Source organism: Pseudomonas paraeruginosa (assembly GCF_003025345.2).
Taxonomy (GTDB): Bacteria; Pseudomonadota; Gammaproteobacteria; order Pseudomonadales; family Pseudomonadaceae; genus Pseudomonas; species Pseudomonas paraeruginosa.
Map to the genome: position 1 here is coordinate 3,426,949 of NZ_CP020560.1, position 11,995 is coordinate 3,438,943.

Annotated in this window: 10 protein-coding genes and 1 pseudogene; 4 read left to right on the forward strand and 7 right to left on the reverse strand. The window is 63.7% G+C overall.

Annotated elements, in window-relative coordinates:
* Positions 1 to 41: 41 nt before the first annotated feature.
* From B7D75_RS16150 to ppsA, 6 genes are all read right to left on the reverse strand, one after another.
* A complete protein-coding gene (locus B7D75_RS16150) occupies positions 42 to 866 on the reverse strand; it encodes a mechanosensitive ion channel family protein (protein ID WP_033997249.1) in 825 nt (274 codons plus the stop codon).
* 2 nt (positions 867 to 868) lie between these two features.
* Entirely contained in the window at positions 869 to 1,123 is a 255-nt protein-coding gene (locus B7D75_RS16155) for a hypothetical protein (protein WP_023443014.1), read from the reverse strand.
* 48 nt (positions 1,124 to 1,171) lie between these two features.
* Positions 1,172 to 2,170 (reverse strand): zinc transporter ZntB, encoded by a 999-nt coding sequence (locus B7D75_RS16160; RefSeq protein WP_043101496.1) that lies wholly within the window; start codon positions 2,168 to 2,170, stop codon positions 1,172 to 1,174.
* 189 nt (positions 2,171 to 2,359) lie between these two features.
* Positions 2,360 to 2,848 carry a ribonuclease E activity regulator RraA gene (rraA, locus tag B7D75_RS16165; protein ID WP_003152917.1) on the reverse strand — a complete coding sequence of 163 codons (489 nt, stop codon included), beginning with the start codon at positions 2,846 to 2,848 and terminating at the stop codon, positions 2,360 to 2,362.
* Positions 2,849 to 2,952: 104 nt separating this feature from the next.
* On the reverse strand, positions 2,953 to 3,963 hold the full coding sequence (locus B7D75_RS16170; protein ID WP_012076194.1) for an alpha/beta fold hydrolase: 1,011 nt from the start codon (positions 3,961 to 3,963) through the stop codon (positions 2,953 to 2,955).
* A gap of 68 nt (positions 3,964 to 4,031) precedes the next feature.
* Complete coding sequence (ppsA, locus tag B7D75_RS16175; RefSeq protein WP_107114220.1) at positions 4,032 to 6,410, reverse strand: phosphoenolpyruvate synthase; 2,379 nt, start codon at positions 6,408 to 6,410, stop codon at positions 4,032 to 4,034.
* 171 nt (positions 6,411 to 6,581) lie between these two features.
* Here ppsA and ppsR point away from each other — a divergent pair, with 171 nt between their 5' ends.
* From ppsR to B7D75_RS16200, 4 genes are all read left to right on the forward strand, one after another.
* On the forward strand, positions 6,582 to 7,400 hold the full coding sequence (gene ppsR / locus B7D75_RS16185; protein WP_003152915.1) for a posphoenolpyruvate synthetase regulatory kinase/phosphorylase PpsR: 819 nt from the start codon (positions 6,582 to 6,584) through the stop codon (positions 7,398 to 7,400).
* 288 nt (positions 7,401 to 7,688) lie between these two features.
* A complete protein-coding gene (gene rloA, locus B7D75_RS16190; protein ID WP_107114221.1) occupies positions 7,689 to 8,228 on the forward strand; it encodes a retropepsin-like aspartic peptidase RloA in 540 nt (179 codons plus the stop codon).
* Positions 8,229 to 8,233: 5 nt separating this feature from the next.
* Positions 8,234 to 9,760, forward strand: a complete 1,527-nt coding sequence (gene rloB / locus B7D75_RS16195; RefSeq protein WP_012076197.1) for an osmotic stress tolerance membrane protein RloB — start codon at positions 8,234 to 8,236, stop codon at positions 9,758 to 9,760.
* A gap of 3 nt (positions 9,761 to 9,763) precedes the next feature.
* A complete protein-coding gene (locus tag B7D75_RS16200) occupies positions 9,764 to 10,747 on the forward strand; it encodes an alpha-L-glutamate ligase-like protein (protein WP_003120311.1) in 984 nt (327 codons plus the stop codon).
* A gap of 56 nt (positions 10,748 to 10,803) precedes the next feature.
* Here B7D75_RS16200 and B7D75_RS16205 read toward each other — a convergent pair.
* Positions 10,804 to 11,987, reverse strand: a pseudogene (locus B7D75_RS16205) (MalM family protein).
* Positions 11,988 to 11,995: the final 8 nt, after the last annotated feature.

Below are 11,995 nucleotides of genomic sequence, written 5' to 3' on the forward strand. Positions count from 1 at the left end.
GGCCGCCCTGCAGAGCAGCCACGTCCATTATCTCTCCAGGATCAGCGGCTGGTAACTCGCTGATCGAGCAGTAGACGGTTGGCCAGTGACACAAGCTCTCCCTCTTCCGTCAGCAGGATGGTCTTGACCGTACCTATCTCTTCAATAGTGCCTTCGATGTCGCCCACTTTCACCTGTTGTCCGACCTGATACAGTTCGCGGACGTAGATTCCCGCGATGATCTGCCCGGCCACCTCGCGGCTGCCCAGGCCCAGGGCCAGCGCCGCGGCCAGGCCCACGGTGATCAGGACGATGGCGATGATGTAGTTGAGCAGGTCGGTCTTGACCTCCAGCTGCCCTACCGCCACCGAGATGCTGATGATGATGACCAGCCACTGGGCGATTCGCCCGAGGCCGTTGGCGTATTCGAGGCCGACGCCATCCGCCGCGCCGCGCACCACGCTGTTGACCAGTTGCGCCAGGAGCACGCCGACGATCAGCACTAGGGCCGCGCCGAACACCTTGGGCAGGTACAGGGCGAGGACATCCAGGGTGGCCGAGACCCGCTGCAGGCCGAGCGACTCGGCGGCGGAGACCAGGAATACGAGCAGCACGAACCAGTAGACGATCTTGCCGACCAGCGTCGACACCGGAACCTGGATGCCGACCCGGGCCAGCAGCTTGGTCAGGCCGGTACCGCCCATCAGACGATCCAGGCCGAGCTTGGCGAGCAGCTTGGAGAGCAAGGCGTCGAGCAGCTTGGCGATGACGAAACCGAGCAGCACGACCACCAGGGCGCCGAGCAGGTTGGGAATGAAACCTGCCAGCTTGCCCCACAGGGTGTTCATCGCGGTCAGCAGGCTCTGGGTCCAGATATCGAATTGCATGTTCACTCAGCCTTGTCAGCAGCAGATGCGTTTTTCGCGGAAAGACGGGAAACCGGCGCCAGGTGTGGCGAGCCGTTGTTGATGCCGATCATCAGCGCCTGCAACCAGTGCCCCATCAGGCTGAACAGGTCCCCGGCGCCGACCTGGCGGTTGGCCGTCTTCAATACCCGGCCCAGACGCGCGTCGTCGTCCGGCTGGGGAGCCGAAGCCTTGAGCAGGTCCCGCAGGGACTCTTCGAACGGATCGTGCATGCGCACCTCATGTCTGTACGAGGGGGTGACGCCCTCTTCCCCGCGCTGGTCACGTCAAAGCCAGCGCAGCCGACGAAATACCCACCACTGGAACGTGGCGACCCCGCCGATCAGCAGGCAGGCCAGCCAGAACCCGTGCGGGGCATCCGCTCCCGGAATGCCGCCGACGTTGATTCCCAGCAGGCCGGTGACGAAACTCATCGGCAGGAAAAAGCCGGTGATTATACCAAGGAGATACATGGTGCGGTTCATCCGCTCGGTGATTCGTCGCGACTCGGCCTCCTGCAACACGCTGATGCGTTCCCGGATCAGCTCGAGTTCCTCGAGATTGCGGGTCAGCCGGTTGTTCAGTTCGTTCCAGTAGTCGGCATCGTCCTCGACGAACCAGGACAGCTTGTAGCGCGCCAGCTGCGAGTAGATGTCGCGCTGCGGCGCCAGGTAGCGACGCAATCCGGCCGAGCGACGGCGCAAGGTGCGCAACTGGTGCTGGTCGGGACTGGCCCGTTCGTTCGCCTCGACCAGCTCCTCGATCCCGTCGAGCTGGTCGGCTATCGCACTGATGAGCGTGTCGACACGGTCTGTCAGATAATGCGCGAGATAGTAGACCACTTCCGAGGCCGTCCTCGGCCCCTTTCCCGCGTCCAGGTCCGCGCGCAGGTCGGCGACCGCCTTCAGCGGACGCAGGCGCAGGGAGAAGACTCGTTGAGCATCGGCGAAGACCCGCAGCGACACCATGTCCTCCGGCTCCGCGCCCGGGTTCAGGTTCACCCCGCGAAGGAATACCAGCAGGCTTTCCGCGCCGAGGTCCACCAGCCTGGGGCGGGTCGCCTCCTCCAGCAGCAGGTCGCAGGCGAATTCGCTCAGTCCCGCGGAATCACGCAACCAGGCCTGCGCCTCGGGTACGCCCCGGTCCCAGTGCAACCAGAGGCTCTCATCGGGCGTAAGGTCGAGCACGGCAATTTCATTGCGGCCGACGCGCCGGCCACCGCCACGCCCATCGAGGACGTAGCCATAGATCAGACCGCGCTCGTTACCTGACTCATACGCTGGCATTGCGCTTCCCTTGGCAAAACGACCATTCCGACAGTAAAAGCAGAAGACTGGCTTCAGTCAATTCATGGACTTGCGGCACAAGCTTAAAGTCAACCCTGAGACCAGGACTGTCTCATGGGGTTCACTCCTACGAAAAGCCCCGGGACACTGCCTGCGTCGCCGGGGCCGGGAACCCTGCGTAAAACAGCCTTAGCCGGGCATATTCAGCGCCTGCGGGGAAACGATGATGCCGTTGTTGTCGGCATAGACGAATTCGCCGGGACGGAAAGTGACGCCACCGAAGGTCACGACGACGTTCAGGTCGCCAATCCCGCGCTTGTCGGTCTTCATCGGATGACTGGCCAGGGCCTGGACGCCGAGCTCGGTCTGGGCGATCACATCGACGTCGCGGATGCAGCCGTAGACGACGATGCCTTCCCAGCCGTTCTTCGCCGCCTTCTCGGCGAGCATGTCGCCAAGCAAAGCACGACGCAGCGAGCCGCCGCCATCGACGACCAGGACCTTGCCCTTGCCGTCCTTGTCGACCTGCTCCTTGACCAGCGAATTGTCTTCGAAGCACTTGATGGTCACTATCTCGCCACCGAAGGCATCGCGACCGCCGAAGTTGCTGAACATCGGTTCGACGACCTGGACCAGTTCCGGATAGGCATCGCACAGATCGGGAGTGACGTAATGCATGAGGAAGCTCCTGTGGGTGAAGTTCAGGCTCGCGCGGATCCGGCTGCCACACCCGCCCGTTCAGGCGGCGCCGACGTGACCGGAGCCACTGTTTGCGTCACATGTTAGCCGCTGAGACCGGCTTCCGATACGTCTAGCGCCCGACTCCGCACGGTTTCCTCCAGCACCGCCGAACGCTGGCGCAGCCAGCGCTCGACCAGCGGCCATACCTCCCGCTGCGCGGCCTTGCTTACCAGCATCTCGATATGCCCGTAATCCTCGACGAACCCCTCTTCGCGGCCGAGCAGCAGGTACTCGCGCTCCGCCGAGGCAAACCGCTCGAACAACTTGCGGCACGCCCAGGGCGGGTCCTGGCGGTCCCCCGCACCGGCCACCGCCAGCAGCGGCACATCGACCGCCGCCAGCCCCGTCCACCAGTCGTTGCCCGGCTCGCCGAAACGCCCGAACAGACCATGCCAGCGCAAGACCTCCAGGGCGACCCCGACCGGCTCGTCTTCCGGCCCCTGTCGCCAGCGGCTCCCGGAGACTGCGTCGACACGACGCAGCAGCAGGCGCGCGACCCAGGCCGCCAGCGGCAACCTGAACAACCAGTGCGCGGTGCTGACCTGGCTGCCGAACAGCGCTACGGAGCCGATCCGTGCCTGGTCCAGATACCCTCCCCCCAGGCCCGCCGCCAGCACCACGCCACCCAGAGAGTGGCCGATCCAGTGCGCCGGCTGCCCGCTCTGCTCATGAATGAAGTCGGCGATCGCCGGCAGATCGTGGCGCGCATAGTCGGCAACCCGGTTGCCCCGGTAGCCGTCATTGCGGATCGACAAGCCGTGGCCGCGCATTTCCGGCAGCCAGACGTCGAATCCGGCCCGCGCCAGATGGGGACCGAGCCCGAGCGCACGCGGCGAATACCAGAAGCGCCGATTGGAAAAACTGCCATGCAGGAGAATCACCGGCACCCCGCGACGCTCGCCGGCAGCCTGCTGGCCAAGGCGGGTGACGACCAGCTCGACGCTGCCGTCAGGGCTGTTGCCGGGCTTCAGGCGGTAGATGTCTTCGGTGAGGTCGGCGCGCAGCTCGGCGCTGACCAGGGCGACAGGAAAGAGGCGACTACTGCTTTGCATGCTTATCTTGGACTGGAGACACAAAAAAGGCGGTGTTACCCGCCCTTTCCGGATACAGCGAGGAGCGCTCAGGCCTGGTGCTCTTGCCCTTCGGCGAGGAAGAACCAGGTGTCCAGCACCGAGTCGGGGTTCAGCGAGACACTCTCGATGCCCTGCTCCATCAGCCAGCGCGCCAGGTCAGGATGGTCGGAGGGGCCCTGGCCGCAGATGCCGATGTACTTGCCGGCCTTGTTGCAGGCGGCGATGGCGTTGGCCAGCAGCTTCTTGACCGCCGGATTGCGCTCGTCGAACAGGTGGGCGACGATGCCGGAATCGCGGTCCAGGCCGAGAGTCAGCTGGGTCAGGTCGTTGGAGCCGATGGAGAAGCCATCGAAGAATTCGAGGAACTCGTCGGCCAGCAGGGCGTTGGACGGCAGTTCGCACATCATGATGACCTTCAGCCCATTCTCGCCGCGCTTCAGACCGTTACCGGCCAGCAGCTCGACCACCTGGCTCGCCTCGCCCAGGGTACGTACGAACGGCACCATGATCTCGACGTTGGTCAGGCCCATCTCGTTACGGACCTTCTTCAGCGCCCGGCACTCCAGTTCGAAGCAGTCGCGGAACGATTCGCTGATATAGCGCGATGCGCCGCGGAAGCCGAGCATCGGGTTCTCTTCTTCCGGTTCGTAGAGCTTGCCGCCGATCAGGTTGGCGTACTCGTTGGACTTGAAGTCGGAGAGGCGCACGATGACCTTCTTCGGCCAGAAGGCCGCGGCCAGGGTGCTGATGCCCTCGACCAGCTTCTCGACATAGAAGCCGACCGGGTCGGGATAGCCGGCGATGCGCTTCTCGACGCTTTCCTTGATATCCGCCGGCAGGCCGGCGAAGTTCAGCAGCGCCTTGGGGTGCACGCCGATCATGCGGTTGATGATGAACTCGAGGCGGGCCAGGCCCACGCCTTCGTTCGGGAGCTGGGCGAAATCGAAGGCGCGGTCGGGGTTGCCGACGTTCATCATGATCTTGAACGGCAGTTCAGGCATGGCGTCGACCGAGTTCTTGCGCACGTCGAAGCCGAGCTCGCCCTCGAAGATGAAGCCGGTATCGCCTTCGGCACAGGAAACCGTCACGCCCTGGCCGTCCTGCAGGACCTGGGTGGCGTTGCCACAACCGACCACGGCCGGAATGCCCAGCTCGCGGGCGATGATCGCGGCGTGGCAGGTACGCCCGCCACGGTTGGTGACGATGGCGCTGGCGCGCTTCATCACCGGCTCCCAGTCCGGATCGGTCATGTCGGAGACCAGGACGTCGCCCGGCTGGACCTTGTCCATTTCCGACACGTCGTTGATCACCTTGACCGGGCCGGCGCCGATACGCTGGCCGATGGCGCGACCCTCGACCAGGACGGTCCCCTTCTCTTTCAGCAGGTAGCGCTCCATGACGGTGGCGCTGGCACGGCTCTTCACGGTCTCGGGGCGGGCCTGAACGATATACAGCTTGCCGTCGTCACCGTCCTTGGCCCATTCGATATCCATGGGGCGGCCGTAGTGCTTCTCGATGATCATGGCCTGCTTGGCCAGCTCGGTGACCTCGGCGTCGCTCAGGGCGAAACGGGCGCGGTCGGCACGCTCGACGTCGACCACCTTGACCGAGCGACCGGCCTTGGCCTCTTCGCCATAGACCATCTTGATCGCCTTGCTGCCCAGGTTGCGGCGCAGGATCGCCGGGCGACCGGCCTCCAGGGTCGGCTTGTGCACGTAGAACTCGTCGGGGTTCACCGCGCCCTGGACCACGGTCTCACCGAGACCATAGGCGCCGGTGATGAATACCACGTCACGGAAACCCGACTCGGTATCCAGGGTAAACATCACCCCGGCGGTGCCGGTTTCCGAACGGACCATGCGCTGCACGCCAGCGGACAGGGCGACCAGCTTGTGGTCGAAGCCCTGGTGCACGCGGTAAGCGATGGCGCGGTCGTTGAACAGGGAGGCGAAGACTTCTTTTGCGGCACGGATCACATTGTCCACGCCACGGATGTTCAGGAAGGTCTCCTGCTGGCCGGCGAACGAGGCGTCCGGCAAGTCTTCCGCGGTAGCGGAGGAGCGCACGGCCACGGCCAGGTTGTCGTTGCCGTTGGCCAGGGCGGCGAAGGCCTGGCGGATCTCGCTGTCGAGGCGGGCCGGGAACTCGGCCTCCATCACCCACTGGCGGATCTGCGCGCCGGTCTTGGCCAGGGCGCTGACGTCGTCGACGTCCAGTGCGTCCAGCGCCGCATGGATACGGTCGTTGAGGCCACTCTGCTCGAGGAAGTCACGGTAGGCCTGGGCGGTGGTGGCAAAGCCGCCGGGTACGGAAACGCCGGCACCGGCCAGGTTGCTGATCATCTCGCCGAGGGATGCGTTCTTGCCCCCCACATGCTCTACATCATGGACGCCGAGCTTATCGAGGGAAACTACGTACTCTACCAAGGTGATCTCTCCACTATTGAATTGGAAAAGCTCAAGCGGGGCCAGGAGCAGCTCCGCTGGATTCTGGCCTGGCCCTTAGAAATAAGTGACAATGCTGCGACAGAAAGGCCTCTGACAACGCGCGGCCTATCATAGCCAAGAATCGTTCCTACCTTAAGGCTTTCGGTGCAAATGAAACGAACCGCATTCTTCATCTCGGATGGCACCGGCATCACCGCCGAGACCCTGGGCCAAAGCCTTCTGGCACAATTCGAGAACATCAGCTTCGTCAAACTGACGAGACCGTACATCGATACCGAAGAAAAAGCGCGCGCCATGGTACAGCAAATCAACAATGCTGCCGAGTCGGACGGGGCCCGCCCGATCATCTTCGACACCATCGTCAACCGCGACATACGGGCGGTCCTGGCGCAATCCAACGGTTTCATGATCGATATCTTCGCCACCTTTCTTTCGCCTCTGGAACAGGAGCTTTCCGCCGATTCCTCCTACTCTGTCGGCAAGTCCCACTCGATCGGCCACAACTCCAACTACATGGACCGTATCGAGGCGGTGAACTTCGCCCTCGACAACGACGACGGCGCCCGCACCCATTACTACGACAAGGCCGACCTGATCCTGGTCGGCGTCTCGCGCTGCGGCAAGACCCCCACCTGCCTGTACATGGCCCTGCAGTATGGCATCCGTGCCGCCAACTACCCGCTGACCGAAGAGGACATGGAGCGCCTGCAGCTACCCAGCGCCCTCAAGCAGCACAAGCACAAGCTGTTCGGCCTGACCATCGACCCCGACCGCCTGACGGCGATCCGCAACGAACGCAAGCCCAACAGCCGCTACGCCAGTTTCGCCCAATGCGAGTTCGAAGTGCGCGAGGTGGAAAGCCTGTTCCGCCGCGAGAACATCGCCTACATCAACTCCACGCATTTCTCGGTGGAAGAGATTTCCGCCAAGATCCTCGTCGAAAAAGGCGTCGAGCGGCGCTTCAAGTAGCGCTTCCAGGGCCTCCGGCCAGCGCCGGCAGAACTGCTTGCCGGCTTCCGGTAACGCTTCGAGCCCCGGGACGGGATTTTGTTTCATGCAGGGAGCGAAACCCCGACCAAGTGGCATAAGCGGCTGTCGCTGGCGAAAATCCGCATGATAGAATCCGGCCCGCATGCGCCTGGCGGGGCGCCCGGCATGCCGGCCAGCCGAGCGCGGGCCGATGACGCAGGGTTTTCCGTCACGGACTGGACAGCGATCGCAAGATCGACCCGCCGAACGCGACACCAACCAGGACTTATGAAACTCAAGCCCTTAGCCTCCCTGTTCTACCTATTCATCGCCGTACCAGGCCTGAGCGTAGCCGCCGAGAAGACGGTCTACGGCCTGAACGAATACGCGCGTATCAGTGACCCGGACATCCAACTGGCCGCCAAGCTCGATACCGGCGCCAAGACCGCCTCCCTCAGCGCCCGCGACATCAAGCGCTTCAAGCGCGACGGCGAGACCTGGGTGCGCTTCTACCTGGCCACCGACAACGCTGACGACACCCCGATCGAGAAGCCCCTGGCGCGGATCAGCAAGATCAAGCGCCGCCATGGCGACTTCAATCCGGACGAAGGCAAGGCCTATACCGCCCGACCGGTGATCGAACTGCAGGTCTGCATGGGCAAGGCGATTCGCACCATCGAAGTGAACCTGACCGACCGAAGTGCATTCCAATACCCGCTTTTGATCGGCTCGGAAGCCTTGAAGAAATTCGATGCGCTGGTCGATCCGAGCCTGAAATACTCGGCCGGGAAACCCGGCTGCAAACCTGATGCAAAACCTGCTGAGTAAACCACATGCGCTCTCTCAACCTGCATCTGAAAGTCCTGATCGCCATTCTCCTGACCCTGGGCGTGGCGATCACTGCCTATCAGATTTTCGTCCAGGGTATTCCTGTCACCGAAGCCGAAACCGATGATCTCTGGAACATCGATGCCAAGGTCGACTTCGTCGCCACGCCGAAAACCCCGGTCAAGGTGCAGATGTTCGTTCCGCCGTTGAGCCAGGACTATGTCAGCCTCAACGAAAGCTTCGTCTCCAACAACTACGGCGTCAGCATCAATCGCGCCGACGGCAACCGCAAGGTGACCTGGTCCGCGCGCCGCGCCAACGGCAAGCAGACCCTCTACTACCGCCTGGTGCTGACCAAGCGCTACACCGGCGAGAAGACCAAGGAGAAAGGCCCGATCTTCCGCGACAGCCTGCCCCTGGAAGGCCCGGAAAAGATCGCCGCCGAAGCCCTGCTCGCACCGATCCGCCAGCACTCGGCGGACGTCGAGACCTTCGTCAGCGAAGCCATCAAGCGCGCCAACAACGGCAACGACGACAACGTCAAGCTGCTGATGGCCGGCGACACCAGCCTGGAAAAGAAAGCGCATATCGTCGAGACCCTGCTGTCCATCGCCCACGTGCCGATGGAGCGGGTCCATACCATCCGCCTGGTCGCCGACCTGCAGCAGAGCCCGGAACTCTGGCTGCGCAGCTTCAACGGCGAGAACTGGCTGTACTTCAACGTGGTCACCGGCGAGCAGGGCCTGCCCTCCGACCGCCTGATCTGGTGGCTCGGCGATGAACCGCTGATGAGCATCGACGGCGGCAAGAAGGCCCAGGTCAGCTTCAGCCTGAACAGCAGCGAGATGAACGCCATCCGCCTGGCCAAGCTGTCCGACGAGAACACCGAGGCGGCCTTCCTCGAGTACTCCCTGTACGGCCTGCCGCTGTCTACCCAGCAAACCTTCCAGATCATGATCATGATCCCGATCGGCGTGCTGGTGATCCTGATCCTGCGCAACCTGATCGGCCTGCAGACCCTCGGCACCTTCACCCCGGTGCTGATCGCCCTGGCCTTCCGCGAAACCGGCCTGCAATGGGGTATCGCCCTGTTCACGGTGATCACCGCGCTGGGCCTGTCGCTGCGCTCCTACCTCGAGCATCTGAAACTGCAGATGCTGCCGCGACTGTCGGTGGTGCTGACCTTCGTGGTGGTGATGATCGCGGTGATCAGCCTGTTCAGCCACAAGCTCGGCTTCGAGAGCGGCCTATCGATCGCCCTGTTCCCGATGGTGATCCTGACCATGACCATCGAACGCCTGTCGATCACCTGGGAAGAGCGCGGCGGCGGCCATGCGATGAAGGTGGCCATCGGCACCCTGTTCGCGGCATCGCTGGCGCACATCCTCATGCGCATCCCGGAACTGGTGTACTTCATCTTCACCTTCCCGGCCGTGCTGCTGATCCTGGTCGCCTTCATGCTCGCCATGGGCCGCTACCGCGGCTACCGCCTGACCGAGCTGTTCCGCTTCAAGGCCCTGCTCAAGGACTGAACCATGTCGATCTGGAAGACCTGGAAAGACCTGACCGCCAAAGGCGTGATGGGCATCAACCGACGCAATGCCGATTACGTCCTGAAGTACAACAAGCGGCACCTGTATCCGGTGGTGGACGACAAGATCATCACCAAGGAACGCGCGCTCGAGGCCGGCATCCACGTGCCGGAGATGTACGGCATCATCGAGACCGAGAAAGGCATCGACAAGCTCAACGAGATCATCGGCGAGCACAACGATTTCGTCATCAAGCCGGCGCAGGGCGCCGGCGGCGACGGCATCATGGTGATCGCCGACCGTTTCGAGGGCCGCTACAAGACCGTTTCGGGGAAGATCGTCAGCCACGAGGAGATAGAGCACCACATCTCGAGCATCCTCTCCGGCCTCTACTCCCTCGGCGGTCATCGCGACCGCGTACTGATCGAATACCGGGTGACCCCCGACCAGATCTTCAAGAGCATCAGCTACGAAGGCGTGCCGGACATCCGCATCATCGTGCTGATGGGCTACCCGGTGATGGCCATGCTGCGCCTGCCGACCCGCCAGTCGGGCGGCAAGGCCAACCTGCACCAGGGCGCCATCGGCGTGGGCGTCGACCTGGCCACCGGGGTCACTCTGCGCGGCACCTGGCTGAACAACAAGATCGCCAAGCACCCGGACACCACCAACGCGGTGGACGGCGTGCAACTGCCGAACTGGGACGGCTTCATGAAGCTGGCGGCCGGCTGCTACGAGCTGTCCGGCCTCGGCTACATCGGCGTGGACATGGTTCTCGACCAGGAGAAAGGCCCGCTGATCCTCGAGCTCAACGCCCGCCCGGGCCTGAACATCCAGATCGCCAACGACAGCGGCCTGGTGCACCGCTGCCACGCCGTCGAGGCGCGACTGGAAGAACTCAAGGCGAAAGGCATCGAAGAGTCCGCGGAAGAGCGCGTACGCTTCTCCCAGCAGCTGTTCGGCCACGTCCAGCAGCAACAGGGCTGACGTGCTTCCAGTATGAAGAAGCCCGGCTCCGGCCGGGCTTTTTCATGTCTCGGATTTCAACGCACCACGGCCAACTCGAAACTGCCCTGCCGGGCGTGCTCGTGCACCTGCATACCCGCCTCGTTTACCGCCAGGTCCTGCAACGGACGCTTGAACGGCTTGTTGTCGAGGGTTTGCAGCGAGCGGTCCTCGTCGGTGGTCAGCAGCAGCACGTAGCGCTCGCCGCGATTGGCCCGCACCGGTACCGTACCCTCGATGAAAGCGTAGCGATACCAGGTTTCCGGGTTCAGCTTGTACACCGCGTCGCTGACCAGCCGGGTCGGCCGCTTGTGCTCGTCGAGGAACAGCAGCGACGGGTAGACCACCTGGCGGTTGGCGAAACTGCGGATGCGCAGGCCGTAGACCCCCTGGGAGCGCGGCAGCCGGATCGCCGCGTAGAAGCTCCTGCCCATGGGAAAGTCGAAGCTCGGTGAAAAGCGGTTCAACTCCTCGTAGCGCGGTTCGTCGGCATCCAGCTCGGTGAAGTCGCTTTCGGCGATCTGCTCGCAGCAACGCCGTTGCAGATCCTGGTAGAGATCGTCGATGGTCATCTCGGTGCCCTTGAGCAAAGCCTTCAGCGCATCGCTCTGCTGGCCGGCGCCATCCAGGCCGGGCAACGCCGCCGGACGCTGCTTGAACTCGATCTGCCGGCCCTCGGTGAAGGCGATCTGCGACGAAGGCGCGGCCTCCCGCTTGAAGCGCGCCGCGCGCTCCTCGGGCGGGATCTGCGAGTTGTGCATGCGGCCCTTCTCGTCCACCCAGGTGTAGTAGGGACTGCCGTTCTCGCTGCGAACGAAGCCCTTGCCCTCGAAGGCCTCAGCATCGATGTATTCGGCGGAGTGCTCGCCGTTGGGCAGGACATAGTCGGCGCGCTGCCCGGCGACCTGGGCGCCGGCGTAGAAGCTGTTCTGCACGTTACCGCTGGCGTCGATCCAGGTGTAATAGCGGCGCTTGCTCTCCCCCCGCTCTTGTTCCCCGGCCACTGCGTGGCATTGTCCGCATTGTTCAGCACCCGCGCCTGGTCGCTCTGGCCGACGCGCTGTCGCGCCTGGCGTTGTTGCTGCTCGAACCGGCCGTCGACGAAGGTGTTGTGCACCCCGCCATTGTCGTCTACCCAGGTCAGGTAGCGGCCGCCGGAAGCCCAGCCCGCCGGGGATCCCAGCAGCGCCAGCGCAGCGCCGAGTACGATGGATGCGCGCATGTTCCAGC